Raw genomic sequence first — 23,718 nt, 5'->3', positions numbered from 1 at the left:
CATGGCGTCGTTTCCTGGGTCAGAATTCGGATTGGTAGAGCAGGTAACCGCTATCGTCCATGTCCAGCGACCGATAAGTCTGCTGCGCGGAGATATTCTCGCGCTCCACATACAACCGCAAGCCGACCACGCCCGGCGTCGCTCGCGCCAAGTCCGACACATGGCGGTGCAATGCGTTGTAGACGCCCTGCCTGCGATGCTCCGGCGCGACGTACACACTCTGGATCCACCACCAGTCGCCGTTGCGCCAGTCGCTCCATTCGTGGGTGAACATCAAGGTGCCGGCCGGGACCGCGATGGTTTCGTTGCCGGCGACCTCGGCCTCGCGCATGGCGATGAAGTAGCGCGCCCTGGCCGCGTCGGCCAGGCCGCCGGCGACGCCGGCGCGCACGGTGTCGGGGTCGAGTCGTTTGTGTTCGGTTTCCCAGGCCATCGCGATCATCCAGTCGGCGATCAGGTCGCGGTCGGCGGGAACGGCGTCGCGGATGCGCAAGTGGGTCATGGCGAGGGTCGCTGCGTGGGATGCGCTCAGGATAAGGCGATGCGCGGCCAAGGGGTTGCCCTGATGTTTCGAGGTTTGTTGTGGGAGGGCCTTCAGGCCCGAGGCTTTGCGCTCAGACCACCGCGCAGCAATCGGCGAAGTCCCACTCGCCGTCGGCCGAGAACTCGAATTCAACCTCGATCGGAACGCAGAGCGTCGGGCATGAAGGCCCTTCCGCAAAGGATTCCGCTGCCTTCGAATCGTTCGAATCGCCAAATCGCCATCGCCTCCCGCCGCGGCGGGAGGCGATCGGCTTCGATCAGCGCAGACTTACGCTCACTGCACGACCTTAATCACGCCGCAGGCCACGCGCGCACCGGCATTGCCGGCGGGCTGGCTTTTGTAGTCGTCCTGCACGGCATGCACGATCACCGCGCGACCGGCCACATCGTTAGCCGCGCCGCCGCCGAGCGTCACGCCGCTGGCGTGCGCATCGACCTTGGCCACGCCTTCGGCGTTGGAGTTGAGATTGTCCATGTCGCCGGCGTGATGCGCGCCGTGACCGACCTGACCGTGCGGCTGCCCGGCCGGGTTGAAATGCCCACCGGCGCTGCTCGCGTCGGCCGCGCTGCAATCGCCCTTCTCGTGGATATGGATCGCATGCACGCTGTTGGGCGTGAGGCCGCCGACCTCGCCGGTGAGATGCACACCGTCGCCCATCGGGCGCAAGGTCAACTTGCCGCTGACCAGGCTGCCGGAAGCCGAGGCCAGCACCACCGTCGCCGATTGCGCGGTCGACACCGGTTTGGGCGGCGCGGGCGGCGGCGTGGGCTTGGTGGTCTGTCCACCGCAGGCCGCCAACGCGCCGACGAATGAGGCGATCGTGATCGTGCGAAGCAGGTGATTCATGCAGGACTCCTGTGCGTCGGCGCCCTGGAGCGGCGCCGGATGGGACGGTGGCCCGACGCTAGCCCCGCGCGGGTTCAGCGCGGGTGAAACGGCGGCGGAGAGAAGCTGGCTGGCGTGCGGCTGGCCGCTCGATTATGGCGGTCGCGACGGCAGCGCGGTACGAGCCCTGCGATTCCGCCAAGTGCCGCATTACCGCGATGCGTGCAGGCTTAGCCATCGCGGACCGCGCTGTTCGCACAGCCGCCGTGATGCCACGAAGTCTTTTTTGGGTGGGCCTTCAGGCCCGACGCTTTCGGCTCGGATCGCCGTGCAATGCCGGTTAAGCACGAAGCGTCTGCTGACCCAGACCTCCACTCGAACCTCGACCGGAACGAACAGCGTCGGGCCTGAAGGCCCTCCCACAAAAGATTCCGCAGCGTCCGCCCGGTCGGGCCGGTCATCACCAGCCCAGGAATATTGAAGACCGATCTGTCATCGAACGGCTAACTGCGCTTACGCCCCGGCCCCAACTTGCGCGTCAAGGTATTGCGCCCCAGGCCCAACCGCGTCGCCGCCTCGGTGCGCCGCCCGCCGGTGTGCTCAAGCGCCGCCTCCAGCAATGCGCGGTCGAAGCGCTCGCGCGCATCGGCATGCAGGTTCGCGCGGCCGTCGGCGAGTTGCGCGCGCGCCCACGACGACAGCTGCGCCTCCCATTCGGCCGCGTCGCTCGGTTTGCGCACCGAGACCCCGAGCACCTCGTCCATGTCCTCGCGGGTGATCGTATCGCCCGGCGCCAGCGCGGCCAGGCGCCAGCACACGTTCTCGAGTTCGCGCACGTTGCCCGGCCAGTCGTGCGCGCGCAGCCGCTCCAACGCCGGCTTGGACAGGCGCTTGGCCGGCGCCGCGAAACGGATCGCGGCCGAAGCGAGAAAACGTTCGGCCAGTTGCGGCACGTCCGCGCGCCGCTCGCGCAACGGCGGCAGGCGCAAGCGCACCACGTCCAGGCGATGCAGCAGATCGGCGCGGAACTGTCCTTGCGCGACCAGGGTTTCGAGATCCTGATGAGTCGCCGCGATCACCCGCACATCGACCCGGATCAATTCGCGTCCACCGACGCGGAAGAACTCGCCTTCGGCCAGCACCCGCAGCAAACGGGTCTGCAACGGCAATGGCATGTCACCGATTTCATCCAGAAACAGACTGCCGCCGTCGGCCTGTTCGAACCGCCCGACATGGCGCCGCTGCGCGCCGGTAAAGGCGCCGGCCTCATGCCCGAACAATTCGCTTTCCAGCAGTTCCGACGGGATCGCCGCGGTGTTCAAGGCCACGAAAGGCCGCGCCGCGCGCGGCGATTCGCGATGCAGCGCGCGCGCGACCAGTTCCTTGCCGGTGCCGGTTTCGCCGGTGATCAACACCGACAATGGCGCCTGCGCCAGGCGTCCGATCGCGCGGAACAAGGTCAGCATCGCCGGGGTGTCGCCGATCAAGGTATCGGCGGCGGCCTGCGGCGTTTCGGCGACTTCGTGCTGCGCTTCGTTCGCCGCCAAGGTACGCGCGGCCAAGGCGACCGCATCGTCCAGATCGAAAGGCTTAGACAGGAATTCCTGCGCGCCGCCGCGAAACGCACCGGCGGTGCTCGCCACATCGGTGTAAGCGCTCATCACCACCACCGGCAGCGACGGCGCGCGCGCCTTGAGTTTTTCCAGCAGCACCAAGCCGCCATCGCCGGGCATGCGCACGTCGGTGAACAACAGGTCCGGCGCGCCGCGCTGGTCCAATGCGTCCAGCGCATCGGCCGCGTTTTCGAACGCATCGACGTTGTAACCGGCCTCGCGCAATGCCGTCGCCAGCACGAAGCGCACCGAACGATCGTCGTCGACCACCCATACCCGCGCCGCGCTCATGCCGCGTCTCCTTCGCTTTCGATATGCATCGGCAACAGCAGGGTGAACACGGTGTGGCCCGGCCGCGAGCGATACGCGAGCGAGCCACGATGCTCGCGCGAAACCTGCTGCGCCAGCGCCAGCCCGAGCCCGCTGCCCTCGGCGCGACCGGACACCAGGGGCAGGAACAGCTGCTCGGCCAGTTCGTCGGGCACGCCGTGGCCATCGTCGATGATCTCCAGGCGCAGCGCGATCGGATGCGAGGTATCGGCGATGCGCACGCCGTGTTCGATGCGCGTGCGCAGATTGACGTGGGTCGCGCCGGCCTCGATCGCATTGCGCACCAGATTCCACACCGCCTGCATCAGGCGATCGGCGTCGCCGGCGAATTCGGGCAGGCTCGGGTCGTAATCGCGCACCAGCCGCACCGCCCAACCCGCGTCGGCCTCGGCCAGACGCAATACGCGTTCGAGCACGGCATGAATGTTCAACGGCGCGTGCGGCCGCGGCGGCGCCGGCGTCAGCAGACGATCGACCAGACCGGTCAGGCGCTCGACCTCGCTGTCGATCAAGCCGATCAACTCGCGCGAATCGGCATCGTCGACCCGCCGCGCCAACAACTGCGACGCACCCTTGAGCCCGGCTAGCGGATTGCGCAACTCGTGCGCGAGCCCCTTCAGCGACGCCGACAACGCCGACGGCAGCAGCAAGGCCGGATCGTCGCCGGGAAACTCGTCGACCGGATGCGCTTCCAACAACCAGCCGCCGCCCTCGCGCCGGCTCAACCATAGGTCGGCGAAACGCTCCTCGCCATCGGCGTAGCGCAGCCGCATCCGCCGCATCCGCAGCGGCGCCTCGTCGCCGCCTTCGCGCGACAGGGCCAGCGCCAGACGGCCGTCGCCCGCGTCCAGGCCGGCCAGCGGCCAGCCGAGCAAGCGCCGCGCGCCGATCCCGAACCAGCGCGAGAACGCGGTATTGCAGCCGCTCAAGGTCCCGCCCGCATCGCTCCAGGCGAGCGGCGTGGTCAGGCTGTCGAGACTCAGGTCGGGCGCGGGCTGGGGGTGGGCGGGCATTGCACCATCTTAGTGCAAAGCTTCGGGGGTGGATCGAGCCGGCGGGCAGGGGCATGGCGTCGCTATTTGCCACGTTTCAGGTGCACGACGCTTGCCCTGGCTAAGCGGGATATCCGTTGGCCGGTGGTCATGCCGACCTGCTGAGCCTGTGCGTATCGAACGCGTGGATCGATCGCGTGAATCGCGACAGACCGTTCAAGTGCATCCGTCGAAGCGATAACGGTCGTCCGCCATCTTGTGACCTCAAGCGATGGCTCGAAGGCTCGAACAACAATGCTCGCAGCGTGATGTTCTCGCTACTCGCGCATGGCTTGACGATTGGCACATTAAGAACACCTTCAATCTGTCTTTCTATCAAGAAGGCGAGTACATACGCTCTTGATTGTGTAACACCGCTTTAACTTCGCCGGCTTCTTATGCAGTTTGGTCCACGAACGAATGCGCCGGACAATCGCCAGAAAACACCTGGAAATTCGGCGATTGTCGATGGCATCGTCAGGACAGATCGTACCTTCCCGCGCTCGACGAGCGTCATCGGATCCGCAGCCGCTCGCCTGAATACGAAGCCGCGTATCGGTTGTTCAGCCCAACCCTTTACGCCGCATTGACGACGGACGCTGGATAACATGATTTCAACAACCGCCGCATTAGCATCAACGCGCAGCAAAGTCGTTTACTAAGGAGAGTAGGCATGAAGAAGTGGTATGTGATCGCCCTGATGGGTGTCGCTTTCGGCATGAGCCAGACCGCGTTCGCGGAAGTGGTCAATCTGACCAATAGCGCATCCGGCGCGACTCGCGACAGCGCCATGGCCTCGGTGAAGGAGAAGTTGACCGCGGCCTGCACCGAGCGCGGCGGCAAGCCCGATCCGGATTCGTTCAAGATCGATGGCGAGCAGAAGAGCCCCAACCCCGACGTGCCCAAGCCGTTTCATATCGATGCGCGGATGAAATGCGACCTTCCGGAAGGTTGATCGCGGCGCCGGCGGCCGCTCGGTTAGCCGAAACATGATCCAGCAAGAGCCCCGCTTCGGCGGGGCTCTTGCGTCTGGCGGACAGGTCGGCCAAAAACAATTCGAAATGGCGATCGGCTTGCACGGACGGCGCGGATCCAGCGAATTGAGCGCGGCGCCACGCAGTTCCGATTGACGCCCTCCGTGGTCCCGTCGAGAATCCGGCCATTCCCCTTCGGGGGCGGATCGCAACCAGGATGGTCGTCATGACGATGCGCAAGGCGCGACTGCTCGTGATGTTGGTAGGGATACTGCTGCCGTATGCGGCGCGTGTGCCGCGCGGCATCGGCTGGCTTCAGCAATACACGGACAACGGCATCGGCGCCTGGTTGTTCATGGGGGCGTTCAACGCCATCGCCTGGGGCGCCATCATCGCCGTCAGCTTCCTCTACAAGCGTCCGTCGTCCTTATGGGCGCCCGTGCTGCTGGGCTTCGGCTTTCTCGCGTTCGCCCATTACTCGCTGGATCTGGCGGCGGACGCGCAAGCGGCGATCGCTTTGGTGTTCATCCCGCTCTATGCGCTGGTGCCGATCGCGATCGGGGCGATCGTTGGGTACTTCATGGATCGGTCGGCGCGGCTAGCTAGTGCTGCATAGCGGTTGAATCTGCGGCCGTTTTCGTCGGTCGAATGACCTCCGGCTACCTTGCGGGCTTCAAGTGCTGCAATTCTGGATCTTTCGGTAATTGATGTACTCGGCCACCGAGAGTCGGCATCGCGTTGTGCTGACGATGACCGGCTGAACCATGATCAGCTGCCCGGACTGTTCGTGCGCAGTTCGGAATAGCTTCGGCCAGTACATAGCCGAAGCTTCGCTGTTGTAGACGCGGCTGACGATGCGGCACAAAGTGTCGCCGGCTCGGATGGCTATGCGGCTTTGGCACACCGCCATGCGGCCAAGTAGATCGACACTGCCGTTGAACCCGCAACCGCGAGCCGCCCCGATGAGCGAACACGCCAGCGTTCCGAGCGAAATCCTCGCCAGACTCAACGCCATCTGCCTCGGCCTGCCCGAGGTGCACGAAGAATCCGCATGGACCGGCGTGCGCTGGATGATCGGCAAGAAAAATTTCGCTCACGCGGTGATGATCGACCGCGGCTGGCCGCCGGCGTACGCGCACGCGGCCGGCAGCGACGGGCCGCTGCCGGTGCTGACGTTTCGTTTGCCGATCGCGCGGCTGGCGGCGCCGAAGTTCGCCCGGACGCCGTTCTTCAAGCCGCCGTGGTTCGCCGACATCGTCGGCGTCGCGATCGACGCGCACACCGATTGGGATGAGATCGCCGAGTTGATCGTCGAAAGTTATTGCGTGCTGGCGCCGAAGAAATTCGTCGCCTTGCTCGACCGGCCTCGCGGCTGAGCGGACTCAGTCCGAACTGCGCGCCTGGATCGCCCGCACCACCGCGGCCATGTCGACGGCGCCGTGGCCCTGCGCCAGGGTTTCGCCGAACAGGGCGTGGCACACGTCGAGCAAGGGCGAGGCGATGCCCGCGTCGCGCGCGGCCTGCGCGATCAGACGATTGTTCTTCAACACATCGGCGATCGACGCCTGCACCGAGTAATCGCCGTCGACCAGCTTGGCCAGCTTGATCTTCGACACCGCGCTGGCCATCGGTCCGGCATCCAGGATCGCCTGCAGCTGATGCAGATCCAGGCCCTGACGCTGGGCGAAATGCACCGACTCGGCCAGTCCGGTGACCAACGTGATCAGGAACAGATTCACCGACAGCTTCATCAGCAATGCATTGGGCACCGCGCCGCAGACGAAACTCTGGCTGCACATTGGCGCGAGCAAGGGTCGCACCCGCTGCACCGTGGCTTCGTCGCCGGCGAGCATCGCCACCAGTTGACCGGCCTCGGCCGGCAGCCGCGACCCCGACACCGGCGCTTCGACATAGCCGCCGCCGGCCGCGCGGATATCGGCTTGCAGCGCCCGCGAATACTCGGCCGAGGTCGTGCCCATGTGGACGAGAATGCGATCGCGCAGATAGGTCGCGAACCGCGGCGTTCCGCGGCCGAGCACCGCGTCGATCGCGGCCTCGTCGGCGAGCATCGCGATCACCACCCGCGCCTGTTCGAACACCTGCGCCGGACTGTCGGCCACGCGCGCGCCGGCCTCGGCCAATGCCGCCAACGCGGCGGCGGACCGGTTCCACACCACCGGCGCCATGCCGGCGCGGGCGAGATTGAGCGCCATGGGCTGGCCCATTACGCCCAGGCCGATGAAACCGATCTGCATCGTCATGAAGTTTCTCCGCGAGTGGAGCGCCACCGGCCTTGCGCGGCTCGCCGCCAGTGTGACCGATACCGGCGACCACCTCCACGGCGCCCGCGGGCGGATAACTTGATCGCTCAATGCCACGACGCTGGCCCGGTGAAGCCCGTGCCGTTGGAGTAAGCGACGAACCAGCGGCCACGACCGAACGGCGATCGCTCCGACCACGCACCCGATGGCGCGACCGCCCGTCGATGTGCGGCGTCTGGCGTTTGCCGTCGCGCGGTCTTCAAACCCGGTCTTTATAGTGATCGCCGACGCGACGACGGGACGACGCCATGTGGGACCCCAAGAAATACCTCGACTTCGCCGACCTGCGCGGCCGGCCGTTCTTCGATCTGGTCGGACGCATCGGCGCCGAGCATCCGCGCCGGGTGGTCGACCTGGGCTGCGGTACCGGCAACCTCACCCGCACGCTGGCGCAGCGCTGGCCGCGGGCGACGCTGGAAGCCAGCGACAACTCGCCGGAGATGGTCGCGGCGGCGCGCGCGGCGGGCATCGACGCGCGGTTGGTCGACGTGCGCGCGTGGACGCCGCAACCCGACACCGATGTGCTGATTTCCAACGCCGTGCTGCAATGGGTGCCGGAGCATCGCGACCTGCTGCGGCGCTGGGCGCGCGAGCTGCCGCCGGGTGCCTGGATGGCCATTCAAGTGCCGGGCAATTTCGACGCGCCCTCGCACGCGCTCACCCGCGAACTCGCGGCGAGCGCGGCCTGGTCGCCGCAGTTGGCCGATGTCGGTTTGCGCGAGGACGATACCGTCGACATGCCGCGGCAGTACGCCGAACTGCTGGCCAGCGAGGACTGCATGGTCGATGCGTGGGAGACCACGTACGTGCAGCGCCTGTCCGGTCCGAACGCGGTGCTGGAGTGGATCACCGGCACCGCGCTGCGGCCGGTGCGGTCGGCGTTGAACGACGCCGATTGGCAGCGGTTTCGCGACGAACTGGCGCCGATGCTCGATCGCGCTTATCCGCCGCGCGGCGACGGCACGACCTGGTTCGAGTTCCGCCGTATCTTCGTGGTCGCGCGCACGGCTGGGTGAGGCTTCGGGAATCGGGAATCGGGAATCGGGAATCGGGAATCGGCAAGAGCATGCACGCGTAGCGGATCGGCCGTCGCTATTCCGATGCGCTCGCTCCAAGGATCAACCGCCCTCTTGCCCGCAAGAAAAAGCTTCCCGCCGCCATCCCTGCGGCGGGAAGCGGGTAACTAAAGCGCGCTACCGCCGAATTTGTGGGTGTACTGCAGGTACACCTGACGGCCGACGGTGTCGAACCAGGACACGTCGTAGTACGGATAACTGGTGTAGGTCGCGTCTTTCGGTGGCAGCTTGTCGAACAGGTTGGTCACCGCCAGCGACAACTGGGCGTGGTCGGTGAAGCGGTACTGCACCGAGGCGTTGTAGCGGTAGGTCGCGCCGACCCACGGGCTGCCGCCGTCGTCGGGATCGTAGGACTGGTTGTAGGAATCGTAGTTCGGCAGCTTGCCCAGGCGCTCGCCGTGCAAGGTCGCGGTCCAGCGGTCCTTGTCCCAGCTCACGCTGACGCTGGCCTTGCTGCGTGGGATGTCGAAACCGCTGTTGACCGCGAACTGGTCCTCGACCGGGTCGCCGCTGTACTGCTGGCTTTCGTGTTCGCGCACCCAGCTGTAGTTGCCGTTGAAGCGCAAGCTGCCAAAGCGCGTTTCCAGGCGATACCGCGCGTTGAAGTCGATGCCGTTGGTGCGTTCGCGGGCGATGTTGATCGGGTTGATGTAGATGCTGTATAGATCGCCGTCGTCGTTGCGGCCGACGCGCGCGAGCGCATCGACGCAGGTCGGCGAGGCCGCGTCGACCGCGCTGCCGTCCGGACGCCGGCCCAGCCGGCAATTGGCTTCGTCCTGCAGGATGCCGTCGATGCGCAGGTCCTGGACCTGCTGGCGCAGTTCGATGTTGAAGTAGTCGATCGAGAAATCCAGGTTCGCCATCGGCGACCAGACCAGGCCGGCGGTCCACGCGGTGCTGGTCTCGGGCTCAAGTTCGCGGTTGCCGCGGCGGGTCACCACTAGGTTTTCGTCGGAGTACGAGCAATCGCCCAGATCCGAATCGGGCTCTTCGGTGCGGCAGCGGTAATAGTCGGCGCCGAACGATTCCAGGTTGCCTTCGCCGGAAAACACGTAGTGCAGGTCAGGGGCGCGGAACGCGGTGCCGTAGGAGCCGCGCAGCAGCAGCGATTCGACCGGGCGCCATTCCAGGCCGGCGCTGTAGGTGAACTTGTCGATGTCGTGGCCGCCGTAGCGGTATTGGTCGTACCGGCCGGCGACGCTGAGGTTGAGTTTGTCGAACAGCGGCAGGCGCAGCTCGCCGGCCGCCGCCCAGCGGTCGCGGCTGCCCTTGCCGTCGGAATCGCGCCAGCTGTAGTAGTAGTACTGCGTCGCCAGCGGATCGGGGCGCAGGTTGTAGCTCTGATTGCCGACTTCCAGGGTGCCGGCGAAACCGACCGCGCCGGCCGGCAGGGTGAACAGCTCGGTGTTGGTCAGGGTCACCGACGCGGTATCGGTGCGCGACTTGGGTTGGTACACGGTGCGCGCGGCGATCGCGTCGTACTCGGCGCGGGTCAGCGGGCGATACAGGCGCTCGGGGTCGGCATTGAAGATCGGCAGGCCGTCGTCGTCGGTGCCCAGTTGCGGGCCGAGGAACAGATCGTTGGCCTTGGACGCGACGATCTGCGGCCAGCTGATGGTGGACTGGTACTGCGAATGGCTCAACGCCGCTTCCCAATCCCAGTGTTCGCCCCAGCGGCCCTTGAAGCCGGTCGTGAGGCTCAGTGTCTTCTGCCGATTGCGGATCGTGCCGGCATCCAGGCCGCCCATTTCCTCCGGCGAAAACTGGCGCTGCCAGTACTCGACCTGATCGGTGGCCTGATTGAAGAAATAGCCGTCCTCGTTGCCGTCGGGCGCCTGATAGCTCCAGCTGCCCACGTCGCGGAACATCGACAGCTCGTGGTAACCCATCTGCAGATCGGCGAACCACTCGCTGCCGTTGTCGAAGCGATAGCCCAGCGAGGCGAACGCGTTGACGCCTTTGCGCTTGCTGATCATGGTGCCGTAGCCGATCGACTCGTCGCTGCCGCAGTAATAACCGTCCTCGCCGTCGGCGCCCCAGCCCGGGCGCGAAGCGCGATAGGTAGTGCCGCCATTGAGTTGCGCCAGTCCGGCGCAGGCCGCGCCCGGATCGAGGTATTCGTCGTCGAAGTTGGTGCGCAGGAACGCGCGCCGCGCCGCGCGCGTCGATTCGGTCGGCGCATCCTTGGTCGAGTCCTGGCGCGCGCGCTCGTAGGCCCACAGCGGGTTCTGCGCCTGCAGTTCGAAACCGTAGATCGCGCTGAAGCGCTCGTTGCTGTAGCCGCTGGACACGCTGAGGTTGAACGACTCGCCGCCGCCGCGGGTGCTGTCGCCCATGCGGAAATCCACGGTGGTGCCGTCGGCCTGCTTCTTGAGGATGAAGTTGACCACGCCGGAGATCGCGTCCGAGCCGTAGATCGCCGAGGCGCTGCCGGTCAGGATCTCGATCCGCTCGACCATGCCCAGCGGGATGTTGGAGATGTCGGTGAAATTGCTGCGGCCCTTGAACGGCATCGGAAAGTCGGCGATGCGGCGGCCGTTGACCAACACCAGGGTGTGATTGGGACCGAGCCCGCGCAGGTCGACCTGTTGCGCGCCGGGCGAGAAGTCCGCGCCGCTGGCCGATTGCTGGCTCTGGGTCTCGCCGCCGTTCTGGGTCATCGCGCGCAGCACGTCGGGCACGCTGGTGAAGCCGTTGGCCTTGATCTCCTGCGCGGTCATCACCGTGATCGGCGCCGGGCCTTCGATCTGCGCGCGCGGAATGCGCGAACCGGTGACCTGGATGCTTTCCAGTTCGGTCACCGAAGTCGGTTCGGCCGAGGCGCCGCCGCTCGCCGGCGGCGTGCGCGGCGGCGCGGGCGCGGCCTTCGGCGGCGGCGCCTGCACGATCACCATCGCCCCCGACCCATCGCGGCGCGCGACATAGCCGCTGCCGCGCAGCAACCGGTCGAGCGCATCGGCGGCCGGCATCGCGCCGCGCACGCCCGCGGTGCGCAAACCCTTGAGCTGATCGGCGCGGTACACGAACTGCACCCCCGATTGCCGCGCCAGCGCATCCAGCGCCGCGACCAGATCGCCGGCCGGAATGTCGACCGCCCCCGCGGCGACTTGCGCCTGCGCCGACAGCGCGGCGGTACAGGCCAGACTCAACAGCAACACGCGCAGACGACGCACCATCGGGTTCCCCTCCCCATCGGCGCGCATGCGGCGCCGTTGTGTTATCAGACGAACGAGTTCGAAAAATCCCGCATGCCGCGCATGCACGGCGCCCCCAAGCGCGGCGCATGCGAGGCGGGACCGCCTCAGCGGCTGTGCAGCACGATCCGGTCCGGCAGGCGCTCGGCGCGCACCGGCATGGCCTGTTCGAGCAGGCCGACGAACACCTCGGCATTGGACCAGCGGAAGTTGCCGCCGACCCGCAGCTCGCCCACCGCGGCATCGCCGATCACCAGGCGACGGGTGTTGTAGCGGTTGAACTCAGCCACCGCCGCGCTCAACGCGGTGTCGCGGAACACCAGATAGCCGTTGCGCCAGTCGACGTAACGCTCGGCGTCTTCGATCGACCCGCTGCGCACCAACACGCCGCTGGCGCCGGCCAGGGCGATGCTGCCGGCCGGCAACAACGTGGTCGGCTGCGCGCGGCCGTCGACCGGTTCGGATTCGAGCCGCACCGTGCCTTCGGTCACCACCACGCGCAGGTCGTGGCCGTCGCGACGCACCGAGAAGCGCGTGCCGACCGCGATCACGCGGCGCGCGCCGGCGTCGACCGCGAACGGCCGGCCCGGGTCCTTGGCGACGTCGAAGAAGGCTTCGCCGTGTTCCAGCGCTACGTTGCGCTGCGCGCGCGACAAGGCCACGTCGATGCGACTGTCGCTGCTCAGGGTCGCGCGCGAGCCGTCGGCGAGCCCGATCGTATCGAGCGCGCCCATCGCGGTGCGGTAGGAACGGTGTTCGACCACGCCATAGCGCTGCCAGCCCCACAGCAACGACACGGCTATCACCGCAATCGCGGCCACCGCGGCGTAACGCGCGGTGCGCGGACGGCGCGGAGCAACGCGCGGCGCGAACTTCAGCCCGATCGGCGATACGGTCCCGATCTCCGTTATATGCGCAGCCGTCGATTCCTGTGCGGCGACAGCGCTAGGGTCTTCATCTTGATCGAACTGCTTCGCGATGGCTTGATCAAGCTGACGACTTGCCTGAGCCTCGCCGCGCGGCGCGTACGGCGAAGCCGACCAGGCACCGCGCGCCGGCACCTCGCCTGCCGGCACGCCCGCGGCCAAGGCCTTCAGCCGGTCACTCTGAGCCCATGCCGCCCGCAGCCGCAGCCACGCGACCCGGTGCGCGGTCGACTGCGCGATCCAGGCATCGAATTCCATCTGATCGCCGGGCGACCAGTCGCCGCCGTCGCGCCTGGCAAGCCAAGCGGCGGCGTCGCGTTCAATCTGTCTGCTTCCTGCCATGTTCGCGATTCCTGTCGGCGTCCTGCGCATCGTCGGCGGACGACTGCGTTGCGCCGTAGTAGTGCTCCGCCAGCAGACGCATCCCCTTGGCGACCTGTTTTTCCACGGTCTTCTCGGTGATGCCCATGCGCGCGGCCACCTCCTTCTGCGGCAGCTCCTCGACCCGGCGCAGCCACACCACTTCCCGGCAACGGTCGGGCAGCAGGTCGAACGCGTCGGCGAGGCGTCTGAGGTTCTGCCGCGCGCCGAGCCGGCGTTCGGGCGTCACCTCATCTACCAAGACGTTCAAGGACTCGAAATCACCCACCGGCTCGATCGACACCACCCGGCCGCGGCGCAGCCGGTCGGTCATCAGGTGACGCGCGGTCGCGAACAGGAACGACTTGGGCTGGTGCGGACGCGCCCGTCCGGCGGCCTCGTAGACGCGCACGTAGATCTCCTGGCGCAGGTCGTGGACATCGTCGATATGCGCCCAGACCCGGCGCAGGTAATGCACCAGCGCGGCTTCATGCACCAGGATTTCGTCGGCGAACCAGGCGTCGAGAGCGGTGTCCATTGCGCCGACATTAGCCGACCGCCGGCCGCGTGACCACGCCGGTCGCGATCACGACGGTGTTGAGCGAGGCGATGGGGGATGCTGCGGCCTGGTTCGTCATCTACATCGATCCCTGCCGAGGCCGAGCGATGCGCAGTACGTCGAAAGGACCCAAGACCTCGTCGGCAACACCGACGTCGATCGTGCGATCGGCGCGACTGCGCTTGCGGCATGCCGTGTTGAAACACGTGATGGCGAAGGCACTGTTGTTCGCATTGCTCGCCGGCATCGGCTCGACCGTGTATGCGCAGGACACAACACCCGCGACAACCGCTGAAACCGCGCAGCGCGAAGGCTACCGCTACTACCAGATCGGCGACTTGTCCGCGCCGCGACCGGCTCCGACCCAGGCCGGGATGATGCTGGTCGGCGGCGGCGACTGGCCGCGCGAAGCGTTCGAATGGATGATCCAGCGCGCCGGCCACGGCCGCATCGTGATCCTGCGCGCCTCCGGTTCGGTCGAGGCGCAGAACGAATTCTTCCACGACATCGGCGGCATCACCGCCGCGCAGACCCTGGTGTTCGACGACCGCCGCGCCGCCAGCGATCCGCAAGTGCTGGCGATCGTGCGCGATGCCGACGGCATCTTCCTCGCCGGCGGCGATCAGTCCAAGTACGTGCGCTTCTGGAAAGACACGCCGCTCGCGCGCGCGCTCGATGCGCACGTGCGCGCCGGCAAGCCGATCGGCGGCACCAGCGCCGGCCTGGCGATCCTCGGCGGCTATTCGTACGGCGCGATGGACGGCGGCAGCCTGGTCTCACAAGAAGCCTTGCGCGATCCCACCGGCCCGCAGCTGACCTTGGTCGACGATTTCCTGCACATGCCGTACCTGCAGCGCGTCATCACCGACAGCCATTTCGGCAAGCGCGAACGGCTCGGGCGATTGATCGCATTCGTCGCACGCCTGTCGAACGAACACGCGCGCGACGATCTGATCGGCCTGGGCGTGGACGAGTACACCGCGCTGTGCATCGACGCGCGCGGCCACGGCACGGTGTTCAGCGGCAACGGCGGGCATGTGTGGCTGGTGCGGCCGCGCCAGTCGGCGCAGGTGTATGCGCCGGGCCAGCCGCTTAGCATCCGCGAGGTACAGGTGATCGGCCTGGGCACCGGCAGCCGCCTGCGCCTGCGCGATTTCAAGGTCGAACAGCCCGCGTTGCACGAGCTTTATGATGTCGAATCCGGGCAGCTGATCCGTCGCGAACCCGCGGCCTGATGCCGACCCACCGCACGCCACCGAGCTGGAGCCGAGAATGAACTACGCCTTGCGTCATGCCTGTCTGGTCGCACTGATGGCCTCGGCCGCCGCGGCTCAGGCCGCCGAACCCACCGCTCCCGCCGCCGCGCCGAAAACGCAACCGGTGCTGGTGATCCACGGCGGCGCCGGCGTGGTCCGCGCCGGCATGAACGCGCAGGACGAAAAAGACGCGCGCGCCGCGCTCGAACAGGCGCTGCGCGCCGGGCACAAGCAACTGGCCGCGGGCAAGCCGGCGATCGACGCGGTCACCGCCGCGATCACCGTGCTCGAGGACGCGCCGATGTTCAACGCCGGCCGCGGCGCGGTGTTCACCCACGACGGCAAGAACGAACTCGATGCGGCGGTGATGGACGGCGCCGGCCTGCGCGCCGGTTCGGTCGCGGGCGTGCACCGGGTCAAGAACCCGATCCTGCTCGCGCGCGCGGTGATGGAAAAATCCAAGCACGTGATGATGGTCGGCGACGGCGCGGAAGCCTTCGCCAAGGAAAACGACGTGACCCTGGTCGACCCGTCGTATTTCCGCACCGAAAAACGCTGGCAGCAATTGCAGCAGGCGCTCAAGGAAGAAGCCGCCGGCCAGGCCCACGCCAACCTGGAAACCGCCAAGCACTTCGGCACCGTCGGCGCGGTCGCGCTCGACGCGCAAGGCCATCTCGCCGCGGGCACCTCGACCGGCGGCATGACCAACAAGCGTTACGGCCGCGTCGGCGATGCGCCGATCATCGGTGCCGGCACTTACGCCAGCACCCATTGCGCGGTGTCGGGCACCGGCTGGGGCGAGTTCTACATCCGCGCGGTCGCCGCGCACGAGATCTGCGCGCGCATGCAATACGCCGGCCAGAGCCCGCGCGAAGCCGGCGAAGGCGTGATCAACCGCGACATCCCGAAAGCCGGCGGCGACGGCGGCGCGATCGTGCTCGGCACCGACGGCCGTTTCGCCCTGCCGTTCAACACCGAGGGCATGTACCGCGGCTGGATCGGCGTGGACGGCAAGCCGCATGTGGCCTTGTTCAAGGACGATGTGCTGGCGGAGCCGGGCGAGGCGAAAGCCGGCGGCTGAACCTTCGCGGCGAGGCTTTTGCAGATGCGGCGTGCGACGCCGCATCGATGTAATACCGCACCGGACACACCGGATGGAAACCGCACCGTGCCGGCGATCAATGCGGCTTGCCGTTACGCCACTTCACGACGGGCCGCCGCGGCTACGATCGCCCCGACCTCGTCCAGCCACCGCGCGCGCTGTGCCGCGTCGCTACCCGACACCGGGCCGTACATACGCCGAATCACGCTGTCCACGCCGCACAGCCCGAACACGCAGCGCGCCCAGATCGCTTCGAGCGGATCGCCGAACGCCGCCATTTCGCGGTCGGCCGGCGTGTTTGACGTATTGAACACCAGCGCATGCCGCGCTTTCAGCAGGCCCACCGGCACGCCCTCGTAGGACACGCCGGGCGGATACGCGTACGCCGTATCCAGGCGGAACACCCGATCGATCCAGCCCTTGAGAATCGCCGGCGGCTGGCCCCACCAGTTCGGATGAAAGATCGCGATCAACTCGGCGCGCGCAAGCTCCTCGCAATGCCGTTCGACCAGCGGATCGCTCGAACCGACATTGCCGCTTTCGCCGGTGGGCTGCACCGGATTGAACTGCTCGGCGTACAGGTCGTGGAAGGCGATGCGATAGCCGTGCTCTGTCAGTACGTCCCGCGCTGTCTGCGCCATCGCGTGGCTCAGGCTGGTGGGGCTCGGGTTGGCGACGATGAGGGATGCGAGCATGGGAAGCTAATCTCGAAACGAGCCAGTGAACGCAACGGCGATTTCGGTCCGTCGAACCTCGCCAGTCCTGCAAGATGCGTGGACCGGCCAGCGGCCATCCTAGCCGACCCGCGCGACTTGGCTTCATGACGATCGTTATCCGCTGCGATCACGATAGGCCAGCATCCAGGCCGCATCGGAGCGAAGCGAACGCGCGATAATCCAGCCATCTTCAAGGCGCCTTCCTCCATGGCCATCATCGAACGCACCGCCGACATCGCCGCGAGTGTCCAACAGGTATATCGGGCATCGCAGGATTACGCGGTGCGCTACCACTGGGATCCTTTCCCAGAACGCATCGAGGTCGTCGCCGGCGCCCCGGATAGCTTGTCGATCGGCACCCGCGTGCGGGTGCGCTCCAAGCTCGGCATGCGCATGCTGGTGGAATTCGTCCAGGTCAAACCACCGACCCATGCCGCGATCGTGATGATCGACGGACCCTGGTTCCTGGCCAAATTCGCCGGCTCGTGGGTGTTCGAGGCAACTGCCGCGAACCGCACCGCAGCGCGATTCCGTTATTCGATAGTCGCCCGCCCGGCGTTCGCGCGCTGGGCCATCGAACCCTTGGCGACGCGTTATTTCGCCAGCGTGGTCGAACGACGCCTCGCCGGGCTCAAGACATACTGCGAACGCTTGGGCGATCCCGTGCCATCCGTCTAGCCGGCTCGTTTTTTCGCCAGCCGCCCCAACACCGAGGCGCTGTTGAGTTCCCGCAGCGCATCCTTGCCAATCCAGCGCGGTGCGGGCTCCTTGCGCGCGGCTAGCCTGGTCGCGGTTTCGTGCGCGGCGGCATGCAGGACGGCATTGCGCTTGCCGATCGAACGCAGCGACCAGTTGACGGCTTTCTTGACGAAGTTGCGGTCGTCCTCGGCGTGGGTCTCGATCAGTTCCAGGCCGTGCAGGAACAAAGCGTCGGCGGCCTGTTTGTCGTGCACGGTCTTGCTGGCGAGCAGCGCGAATGCGGCGCGCCTGACGTATTCGTCGCGGCGCGGTGCCCATTGCTCGATCTTGCGCCAGGCGTGCGGGCTGCGGTCGAACAGGGCGAAGCAGATGGTGTCGCAGACCGCCCAGTTGTCGAAGTCGCGCGACCAGCGATCCATCTGCGCGGGCGTGACCCAGGCCGGGTCGTCGACGTAGGACGCCAGCAGGCGTGCTTCGTACCAGGCGCTGTCCCACAACGCGGCCGCGAGTTCGTGATCGCGGCCCAGGCGCTTAGCCAACGCCTGGATCGAACCCATCGGTACGCCGAAGGCGCGCTCGGTGGGAATCGCGTAACGCGCCAGGCCGTCGCGATAGGCTTGGCTCGATGACATTCTGAGTTGATGCAGGGCGTCGTCGAGACGGGTCGCCAGCGCGCGTGCGGGTGCGGCGGTCTGGGTCTTGCCTCGGGGTGCCGAAGCATTGGCTTTCGCTTTGACTGTGGCCGACTTCTTCGCTGCCGCGGACGCACTTGCCGCTGACTTCCCCGCGATGGCTTTCTTCGTTGCGGTCTTGATCGGCGCGGTCTTGGCAGGCGCGGCTTTCTTCACTGCGACTTTCTTCGCGGCCGCTTTCTTCGCCGGAACCTTCACGACCGCCGCTTTCTTCACGGTCGCTCGCTTGAGCGTAGATGGCTTCTTCGTCACCGAAGCGGTCGCTTTTGAACTAGCGGTTCTGGCCATGTCCTGACACCGGCGATAGGGGCGGAAAGCGACAGCGCGGCATCAATGTAACCATCGATGCCGCGCCATGTGCCTTAATCGCGATTCGGCCGGGTGGCGTCATCGCTGCGCGGTCAGACCACGCTGGAGCCCTGCCCGACGCCGGGCTTGGCCGCGGCCGGACGCATCAGACTCAACACCACCGAGCCGCCGATGATCGCGGCGACGCCGATCAGCGAGATCAGCACCGGGATCTTGTACACGTCGATCAACAGCATCTTGCCGCCGATGAACACCAGCACCAGCGCCAGGCCGTACGGCAACAGGTGGAAGCGGTCGGCCATGCCCTGCAGCAGGAAGAACATCGCGCGCAGGCCGAGCACGGCGAACACGTTCGAGGTCAGCACGATGAAGGGGTCTTCGGTGATGGCGAAGATCGCCGGGATCGAGTCGACCGCGAAGATCACGTCGGTCACGCCGATCAGCACGATCACCGCGAACAACGGCGTGTACCAGCGCTTGCCGTCGCGCAGGATCGACAGCTTGCTGTCGTGGTAGTCGTCGGTCAGGCGCAGATGCCCGCGCATCCACTTGAGCACGGGGTTGTTGTCCAGATCCGGCGATTTGCCCGCGGCCATCAGCATCTTGATGCCGGTGAAGATCAGGAACGCGCCGAACACGTACAAGATCCAGTGGAACTTGGCCAACAGCAACGCGCCGGCGAAGATCAGGATCGCGCGCAGCACGATCGCGCCGAGCACGCCGATCACCAGCACGCGCTGGCGCTGTTCCTCGGGCACGGCGAAGTACGAGAACAGCATCAGGAACACGAAGATGTTGTCGACCGCGAGCGATTTCTCGACCAGGTAACCGGTCAGGAATTCCAGGCCGATGCGATTGCCGATCTCGGCGCCCGATTGTTCGCGCAGCCACCACCACAAACCGGCGTTGAACAGCAGCGCGAGCGCGATCCAGCCCACGGACCACCACGCGGCTTCCTTGAAGGTGACCTTGTGCGGCCCGCCGTGGCGCATCAGCACCAGATCGACGAGCAGCGCGACGACGACGAAGGCGGCGAACGCGCCCCACAGCATCGGACTACCGATGGTTTCCATATGACTCTCCCGGATGATTAAAGGCGCTTCGTAGCCGCAGGGCACGAAGCGTCGTCCGTTGAGATCTGGAAGACGTGCCTTCGCCGCTGTCGGCGAAGGTCTTGCTCGCATCCGGCCGACGAGGGTCGGTGATGGATGCCTGCGCACCGGGGCTGTGGACCCGTAATGACGATGCGACAGTCGGGAGCTACTCCCCTTCTGCGCGCAAGATAACACGGGGGCACATGAATTGCGGTTCAGCTGGATGCTTCACCGGCGCGTGGCGTCGCGCTCAGGTCCGCAGGTCGAGCTCCGGCCGCCGCGAGGCTGTCTGGTTCCATTGCACCTCGAAGCCCGCGTCGCGAAAAGCCCCGACGATGACCCCGCCGACCCGCAGCATGTCGGCGTCGGCGCCTTCCGGCGCGCCCCAGAACGCGAGCGACAGGCGGCTGGTGCGCTTGGCGGCGTTCAGGTCCTGGCGGGTGTAGAAGCACACGCCGTGCAGGCCGGCGGCCTCGCCGCCGCCGTCGAGAAGGGCTTCGCTGGCGTCGGAAAATCCATCCGACTGGGTGTAGCCGGCGTCGTGCAGCGCGACCACGCCGGCCCGGCCGAGGTTGGCGAACACCGCATCGATCCGCAGCTTCGCCGCGCGCCATTGCGCCGGCGTCATCTTGACCGGTTCGGGTTCCGGCGGCGGCGGTTCGGGAATCGGCTTGCCGGTCACGCGCGACAGCAGTTCAACCACTTCGTCCATCATCGCGTTGACCAGGATGTGGTTGCCGTGACCGTCGCTGATGTCGGCCTGGGCGCCGGCATCGATCAGCAGCTGCACCGCATCGGTGGTGGGCGCGAACTCGGCGGCGAGGTACAACGCAGTGCGTCCGCTTTTGCCCGCGTATTCCAACGGACTGCCGGCGGCTAGCAACACGCGCAGCACCGCGAGGTTGCGCTCGACCGGCGCGGTGTTCGCGCCCATCGCCGCGGTTTGCAATGCGGTGAAACCGTAGTCGCTGAGCGCGGCCGGATCGGCGCCGGCCTCGAGGCGGGCGCTGACGGTTTCGATGTCGCCCGCGCGCGCGGCGTCGAAGATGTTGTCGGTGCTCATGTCGCGTCCTTGTCGATGGTTGAATGGGTGGCAGGCATGGCCGCGCGCGATGCGTAATAAGTTGAAGCAATATGCGATTGGCTCAGCCAGGAAATTGGCTCCCGCCGGAATCGAACGATTTAGAGCCACCTCCGACCCACGCGTCGTTCATCTACCTGATCGCCGCTTTCCCGCCCGCTTGCCGCATACCGGCCGCAACTGCCGCGCCGGGTCAGTTTGTCATGGTTCTCCATGCGCGCATCACAGATTCAACGAGACGATAATCAATAAATACTCTTTACTTTTCAATTTCTTACAACATTTTTCATCACGCCGTTTTTACGTATGCCCCTCGTAAATAGCAAGGACGTCAGGGGGCGTCCTTAATGAAAAACATTGAAGTTTTCAGCATAGCCACCGCACGCATCTGTGCGGCCGCGCTCGAACAGCATCCCGTCGTAGCCCGCTTCAACGCCGAAGAATCCGCGCGACATATGCCCGGCGTGGACCCCGGCAATCGCGAAGCGATGGCCGCGGCGGTGCTCGCCTGCGGCGCGACCTTCGAATGGTTGATGGACGAAGGCTATCTGCGCAGCACCGCCTGCGTGAAAGAGTCCTTGAACGGCGTGCCGTTCGTGCATCTGGCGCTGCGTTATCGGCTGACCGAAAAAGGTTTGGCGATTCTCGGCGCGCACGCGAGCACCGCCGACGAAAGCCGCACGATCGGCGAACGCCTGATCGCCGCGGTCAAGTTGGGCGGCGCCGAGCGGATCAAGGAATCGGTCAAGTTGATGATCGGCGTGGGCGCGAATGCGCGGCCTGCGTTGCAGGTGAACAGCTGATCGCAGCAGGCTGACTGCAGCGAAAACTCATCGCGATCGATGCGAGCTCGCCGCGCACGACCGCCAGTCGCCGCCACTGGAACCTCGCGCGTTCGCGCCGCGTCTCATCCCCGGAGGTGTCGCGGAGGTGCGAGGTTCCAGTGGCGGCGGCTGATACCGCCGAACACCGGACGCGCGATCGCGCGCCCGATGTTCGAGCGACGCATCGCTATCAAGGCGTGTAACTAAGCACCAGCTGCGGCGCATTCGCGCCCTCGCGCGAAGACCAATCGACGCCGTCGGTAACGCCCGAGGCCGGCACCAGGATCACGCCGTTGTTGGCCACGCTGCCGTTCGCCCAGTTCTTGACCAGTTGCAGGCCAGTCGCGTTGAGCGTGACGTACTGCGCGCCGGTCGCGTTCGGCGTCACCGAACCGAGCTTGCTGCCGAGCGTGGCGCCGGCATAGGTCGCATTGCTTTCGCTCCAGGCGCTGGCGACCTGATACAGATCGTAGGCGCCGGCGGACTTGTCGCTGACCTGCAGCTTCACCTGCGCGCCGGTCAGGTTCAGACCGTTCGCGCTCGACACGTCCCAGCCCATCAACCCGCGCAACACTTGGCCGCCGTCGCTGCCGTCGGCGTACAGCACCGCGGTGTTGACCCGGGTGCCGCCGGATTTGACGGTGACGTCGCGGGTCGCGTTGAGGGTCAGCGACTGCCCGGGCGGCGTGCCGGCATCGTTGCAGGTGCCGGTGAAATGATCGGTGTAGCTGCTGCCGGCGCGCGGCACGAAATCGCCGGTGTAGCCGGTCGCGGTCAAGGTCAGCTTGAGCACGCCGTAGGTGCTGGCGTTGCTGGCTTCAAGCAAGGCATGGCTGCCGCTGATGCCGTAGAACGCGCGCCCGCCGGTGCCGACCAGGATCTGACGGATGCCGTCGCTGGCGGCGCCCTGATTGGGATTCATCTTGCCGTAGCGCTGGTAGTTGTGATCGTGGCCGACCAGGACCAGATCGGCCTTGACCGCGTACAGCGCGTCCCAGATCGGCTTGACCTGGCTGTAGCCGCTGTAGCTGCCGCGGCTGACCAGCGGATGGTGGAAGTACGCGGCGATGCACGGCTTGGTGGTCGCGGCCAGATCGCTCTTGAGCCAATTGATCTGCGCGCTGGCGACGGTGCCGCCCGACATGGTGTTCAAGGCGACGAAATGCCAATCGCCCACGTCCCAGCTGTAATAGCCCTTGCTGCGATCGCCGGCCTGGCCGGTCTGGTTACCGACGCCGTTGAAGTAATCGAAGTAACCGCTGGCGCCGGTGGTGTTGTAGTCGTGGTTGCCCGGCGACGGGCTGGTCAGCGCCTTGAAGCGGCCCCAGGTCGGCGCGTAGCGGTTGTTGTATTCGGTCAAGGTGCCGCTGCTGTAGGCGTTGTCGCCGGCGGTGAACACCGCGGTCGGGTTGATCGACACGATCAGGTCCGAGGTGCCCTGGCAGGCGTTGCCGCTGGTGTCGCAAATGTCGCCGGCGCCGGCCACGACCACGGTGGCCTTGTCCAGCGGCACCGCGCTGTATTCATAGCGGTCGAGCTGGAAACCGCTGTCGGGTTGGCTGAAATAAGGCTGGATGTCGACGCATTCACCGCGCAAGGCGCGGGTGGTGAAGCTGCGGTCGTTCCACTGCTTGCCCTCCAGCACCAGGCGGTCGCCGCCGCTGCTGCTGAGCACCAGCGAGTCGTAACCCGACAGCTTGAGTTGCTTGAAGCCCACGCGCAGCCACTTGACGCCGGATTCGCAGACGCGGTTGGACACGGCCTGCGACAACGCTGCCTTGGCCAGCGGCGTACCGCGCAGGGTCGATGCGCTGGCGCTGATCGGCTTGCTGAGGGTGTCGTCCTCGGACAGTTGCAGCGTGCGCTGGGCGGCCTGCGCGGGCGCGAACGCGGCGCCGATGAGCACGGTGGCGAGGGCGCCGTGGGCGAGCTTGGAATTCACTGGCTGTCTCCGGGAACGGGGAGTGGCGGGTGGACGCGGCGATACGAGCCGCGTTGGCTGCGGAGTTTGGCCGGAAAACTGCTACACGATTGCGACGGACTTCGCGCCCGTTGCGGGCGTGGCTGAGGTCGCGGTCACAAGTTGGGCGCCTGGGCGACGAGCGGTTGTGGGGCGGCGCGGCGATCTGAACGAAGAGCGTCGGGGCTGACGCCCCACCCACAAAAATCTTTTGTCTTCGCTCGTTTGTTTT

22 protein-coding genes are annotated in these 23,718 nt (G+C 66.5%); 9 read left to right on the top strand and 13 right to left on the bottom strand.

The window, feature by feature from the left end; all coding sequences use genetic code 11:
* Positions 1 to 19 precede the first annotated feature (19 nt).
* The 4 genes from ASD86_RS17295 to ASD86_RS17280 all read right to left on the bottom strand — a co-directional run bounded on the left by ASD86_RS17295 (position 20) and on the right by ASD86_RS17280 (position 4,325).
* A complete protein-coding gene (locus tag ASD86_RS17295) occupies positions 20 to 502 on the bottom strand; it encodes a GNAT family N-acetyltransferase (RefSeq protein WP_056113364.1) in 483 nt (160 codons plus the stop codon).
* Between the two features lie 315 nt (positions 503 to 817).
* On the bottom strand, positions 818 to 1,390 hold the full coding sequence (locus ASD86_RS17290) for a superoxide dismutase family protein (RefSeq protein ID WP_056113362.1): 573 nt from the start codon (positions 1,388 to 1,390) through the stop codon (positions 818 to 820).
* Between the two features lie 482 nt (positions 1,391 to 1,872).
* Positions 1,873 to 3,273, bottom strand: a complete 1,401-nt coding sequence (gene ntrC, locus ASD86_RS17285) for a nitrogen regulation protein NR(I) (protein ID WP_056113360.1) — start codon at positions 3,271 to 3,273, stop codon at positions 1,873 to 1,875.
* Positions 3,270 to 4,325, bottom strand: a complete 1,056-nt coding sequence (locus ASD86_RS17280) for an ATP-binding protein (protein WP_056113357.1) — start codon at positions 4,323 to 4,325, stop codon at positions 3,270 to 3,272. The genes ntrC and ASD86_RS17280 overlap by 4 nt, the downstream gene beginning before the upstream one ends.
* A gap of 691 nt (positions 4,326 to 5,016) precedes the next feature.
* Here ASD86_RS17280 and ASD86_RS17275 point away from each other — a divergent pair.
* The 3 genes from ASD86_RS17275 to ASD86_RS17260 all read left to right on the top strand — a co-directional run bounded on the left by ASD86_RS17275 (position 5,017) and on the right by ASD86_RS17260 (position 6,693).
* Positions 5,017 to 5,298 (top strand): hypothetical protein, encoded by a 282-nt coding sequence (locus tag ASD86_RS17275; RefSeq protein WP_056113354.1) that lies wholly within the window; start codon positions 5,017 to 5,019, stop codon positions 5,296 to 5,298.
* A 245-nt stretch (positions 5,299 to 5,543) separates the two neighbouring features.
* Entirely contained in the window at positions 5,544 to 5,933 is a 390-nt protein-coding gene (locus ASD86_RS17270) for a hypothetical protein (RefSeq protein WP_056113613.1), read from the top strand.
* Between the two features lie 346 nt (positions 5,934 to 6,279).
* The gene (locus ASD86_RS17260) at positions 6,280 to 6,693 is read left to right on the top strand and encodes an MmcQ/YjbR family DNA-binding protein (protein WP_056113341.1); all 414 of its coding nucleotides are present in this window, start codon (positions 6,280 to 6,282) and stop codon (positions 6,691 to 6,693) included.
* A 6-nt stretch (positions 6,694 to 6,699) separates the two neighbouring features.
* Here the strand turns inward: ASD86_RS17260 and ASD86_RS17255 are convergent, their stop codons facing one another.
* Positions 6,700 to 7,578 (bottom strand): NAD(P)-dependent oxidoreductase, encoded by an 879-nt coding sequence (locus tag ASD86_RS17255; protein ID WP_235567797.1) that lies wholly within the window; start codon positions 7,576 to 7,578, stop codon positions 6,700 to 6,702.
* A gap of 308 nt (positions 7,579 to 7,886) precedes the next feature.
* On the opposite strand from ASD86_RS17255, the gene ASD86_RS17250 reads away from it, so the two are divergent.
* A complete protein-coding gene (locus tag ASD86_RS17250) occupies positions 7,887 to 8,654 on the top strand; it encodes a trans-aconitate 2-methyltransferase (protein ID WP_056113339.1) in 768 nt (255 codons plus the stop codon).
* Positions 8,655 to 8,821: 167 nt separating this feature from the next.
* On the opposite strand, the gene ASD86_RS17245 is transcribed toward ASD86_RS17250, so the two are convergent.
* The 3 genes from ASD86_RS17245 to ASD86_RS17235 form a co-directional block, all read right to left on the bottom strand.
* Positions 8,822 to 11,890, bottom strand: coding sequence for a TonB-dependent receptor (locus ASD86_RS17245; protein ID WP_056113336.1), 3,069 nt, complete (start codon positions 11,888 to 11,890; stop codon positions 8,822 to 8,824).
* 125 nt (positions 11,891 to 12,015) lie between these two features.
* Complete coding sequence (locus ASD86_RS17240) at positions 12,016 to 13,176, bottom strand: FecR domain-containing protein (protein ID WP_056113333.1); 1,161 nt, start codon at positions 13,174 to 13,176, stop codon at positions 12,016 to 12,018.
* The gene (locus ASD86_RS17235; protein WP_056113330.1) at positions 13,154 to 13,732 is read right to left on the bottom strand and encodes a sigma-70 family RNA polymerase sigma factor; all 579 of its coding nucleotides are present in this window, start codon (positions 13,730 to 13,732) and stop codon (positions 13,154 to 13,156) included. The genes ASD86_RS17240 and ASD86_RS17235 overlap by 23 nt, the downstream gene beginning before the upstream one ends.
* Before the next feature lie 230 nt (positions 13,733 to 13,962).
* Here ASD86_RS17235 and ASD86_RS17230 point away from each other — a divergent pair, with 230 nt between their 5' ends.
* Together ASD86_RS17230 and ASD86_RS17225 are read left to right on the top strand one after the other, a co-directional pair.
* The gene (locus ASD86_RS17230) at positions 13,963 to 14,988 is read left to right on the top strand and encodes a cyanophycinase (RefSeq protein ID WP_082578464.1); all 1,026 of its coding nucleotides are present in this window, start codon (positions 13,963 to 13,965) and stop codon (positions 14,986 to 14,988) included.
* A gap of 76 nt (positions 14,989 to 15,064) precedes the next feature.
* A complete protein-coding gene (locus ASD86_RS17225; RefSeq protein WP_056113605.1) occupies positions 15,065 to 16,090 on the top strand; it encodes an isoaspartyl peptidase/L-asparaginase in 1,026 nt (341 codons plus the stop codon).
* Between the two features lie 113 nt (positions 16,091 to 16,203).
* On the opposite strand, the gene ASD86_RS17220 is transcribed toward ASD86_RS17225, so the two are convergent.
* On the bottom strand, positions 16,204 to 16,806 hold the full coding sequence (locus ASD86_RS17220; protein WP_056113328.1) for an NAD(P)H-dependent oxidoreductase: 603 nt from the start codon (positions 16,804 to 16,806) through the stop codon (positions 16,204 to 16,206).
* Positions 16,807 to 17,034: 228 nt separating this feature from the next.
* Here ASD86_RS17220 and ASD86_RS17215 point away from each other — a divergent pair, with 228 nt between their 5' ends.
* Positions 17,035 to 17,505: an SRPBCC family protein gene (locus ASD86_RS17215; RefSeq protein ID WP_056113326.1), complete on the top strand. Its 471-nt coding sequence runs from the start codon at positions 17,035 to 17,037 to the stop codon at positions 17,503 to 17,505.
* On the opposite strand, the gene ASD86_RS17210 is transcribed toward ASD86_RS17215, so the two are convergent.
* A complete protein-coding gene (locus ASD86_RS17210) occupies positions 17,502 to 18,158 on the bottom strand; it encodes a DNA alkylation repair protein (protein ID WP_056113324.1) in 657 nt (218 codons plus the stop codon). The two genes, ASD86_RS17215 and ASD86_RS17210, sit on opposite strands and share 4 nt — an antisense overlap.
* A gap of 100 nt (positions 18,159 to 18,258) precedes the next feature.
* Here ASD86_RS17210 and ASD86_RS17205 point away from each other — a divergent pair, with 100 nt between their 5' ends.
* Positions 18,259 to 18,513: a hypothetical protein gene (locus ASD86_RS17205; RefSeq protein WP_056113322.1), complete on the top strand. Its 255-nt coding sequence runs from the start codon at positions 18,259 to 18,261 to the stop codon at positions 18,511 to 18,513.
* A gap of 106 nt (positions 18,514 to 18,619) precedes the next feature.
* On the opposite strand, the gene ASD86_RS17200 is transcribed toward ASD86_RS17205, so the two are convergent.
* Positions 18,620 to 19,600, bottom strand: a complete 981-nt coding sequence (locus tag ASD86_RS17200) for a TerC family protein (RefSeq protein WP_056113320.1) — start codon at positions 19,598 to 19,600, stop codon at positions 18,620 to 18,622.
* 271 nt (positions 19,601 to 19,871) lie between these two features.
* A complete protein-coding gene (locus ASD86_RS17195; RefSeq protein ID WP_056113317.1) occupies positions 19,872 to 20,684 on the bottom strand; it encodes an ankyrin repeat domain-containing protein in 813 nt (270 codons plus the stop codon).
* A gap of 473 nt (positions 20,685 to 21,157) precedes the next feature.
* Here ASD86_RS17195 and ASD86_RS17190 point away from each other — a divergent pair, with 473 nt between their 5' ends.
* A complete protein-coding gene (locus tag ASD86_RS17190) occupies positions 21,158 to 21,505 on the top strand; it encodes a hypothetical protein (RefSeq protein WP_036110834.1) in 348 nt (115 codons plus the stop codon).
* 211 nt (positions 21,506 to 21,716) lie between these two features.
* Here ASD86_RS17190 and ASD86_RS17185 read toward each other — a convergent pair whose 3' ends face one another.
* The gene (locus ASD86_RS17185) at positions 21,717 to 23,468 is read right to left on the bottom strand and encodes a DNRLRE domain-containing protein (protein ID WP_056113314.1); all 1,752 of its coding nucleotides are present in this window, start codon (positions 23,466 to 23,468) and stop codon (positions 21,717 to 21,719) included.
* Positions 23,469 to 23,718: the final 250 nt, after the last annotated feature.

The organism is Lysobacter sp. Root690, from assembly GCF_001427785.1.
In the GTDB taxonomy this organism is placed as follows: Bacteria; Pseudomonadota; Gammaproteobacteria; order Xanthomonadales; family Xanthomonadaceae; genus Lysobacter.
The sequence above is the reverse complement of the archived record's forward strand: the minus strand, read 5'-3'. Positions and strand labels throughout refer to the sequence as shown.

Bases quoted from the DNA above. Each gene is read 5' to 3' on its own strand.
- ASD86_RS17295 (WP_056113364.1), bottom strand. From the start codon at position 502: ATGACCCACTTGCGCATCCGCGACGCCGTTCCCGCCGACCGCGACCTG.
- ASD86_RS17290 (WP_056113362.1), bottom strand. From the start codon at position 1,390: ATGAATCACCTGCTTCGCACGATCACGATCGCCTCATTCGTCGGCGCG.
- ntrC (WP_056113360.1), bottom strand. From the start codon at position 3,273: ATGAGCGCGGCGCGGGTATGGGTGGTCGACGACGATCGTTCGGTGCGC.
- ASD86_RS17280 (WP_056113357.1), bottom strand. From the start codon at position 4,325: ATGCCCGCCCACCCCCAGCCCGCGCCCGACCTGAGTCTCGACAGCCTG.
- ASD86_RS17275 (WP_056113354.1), top strand. From the start codon at position 5,017: ATGAAGAAGTGGTATGTGATCGCCCTGATGGGTGTCGCTTTCGGCATG.
- ASD86_RS17270 (WP_056113613.1), top strand. From the start codon at position 5,544: ATGACGATGCGCAAGGCGCGACTGCTCGTGATGTTGGTAGGGATACTG.
- ASD86_RS17260 (WP_056113341.1), top strand. From the start codon at position 6,280: ATGAGCGAACACGCCAGCGTTCCGAGCGAAATCCTCGCCAGACTCAAC.
- ASD86_RS17255 (WP_235567797.1), bottom strand. From the start codon at position 7,578: ATGACGATGCAGATCGGTTTCATCGGCCTGGGCGTAATGGGCCAGCCC.
- ASD86_RS17250 (WP_056113339.1), top strand. From the start codon at position 7,887: ATGTGGGACCCCAAGAAATACCTCGACTTCGCCGACCTGCGCGGCCGG.
- ASD86_RS17245 (WP_056113336.1), bottom strand. From the start codon at position 11,890: ATGGTGCGTCGTCTGCGCGTGTTGCTGTTGAGTCTGGCCTGTACCGCC.
- ASD86_RS17240 (WP_056113333.1), bottom strand. From the start codon at position 13,176: ATGGCAGGAAGCAGACAGATTGAACGCGACGCCGCCGCTTGGCTTGCC.
- ASD86_RS17235 (WP_056113330.1), bottom strand. From the start codon at position 13,732: ATGGACACCGCTCTCGACGCCTGGTTCGCCGACGAAATCCTGGTGCAT.
- ASD86_RS17230 (WP_082578464.1), top strand. From the start codon at position 13,963: ATGGCGAAGGCACTGTTGTTCGCATTGCTCGCCGGCATCGGCTCGACC.
- ASD86_RS17225 (WP_056113605.1), top strand. From the start codon at position 15,065: ATGGCCTCGGCCGCCGCGGCTCAGGCCGCCGAACCCACCGCTCCCGCC.
- ASD86_RS17220 (WP_056113328.1), bottom strand. From the start codon at position 16,806: ATGCTCGCATCCCTCATCGTCGCCAACCCGAGCCCCACCAGCCTGAGC.
- ASD86_RS17215 (WP_056113326.1), top strand. From the start codon at position 17,035: ATGGCCATCATCGAACGCACCGCCGACATCGCCGCGAGTGTCCAACAG.
- ASD86_RS17210 (WP_056113324.1), bottom strand. From the start codon at position 18,158: ATGTCATCGAGCCAAGCCTATCGCGACGGCCTGGCGCGTTACGCGATT.
- ASD86_RS17200 (WP_056113320.1), bottom strand. From the start codon at position 19,600: ATGGAAACCATCGGTAGTCCGATGCTGTGGGGCGCGTTCGCCGCCTTC.
- ASD86_RS17195 (WP_056113317.1), bottom strand. From the start codon at position 20,684: ATGAGCACCGACAACATCTTCGACGCCGCGCGCGCGGGCGACATCGAA.
- ASD86_RS17190 (WP_036110834.1), top strand. From the start codon at position 21,158: ATGCCCGGCGTGGACCCCGGCAATCGCGAAGCGATGGCCGCGGCGGTG.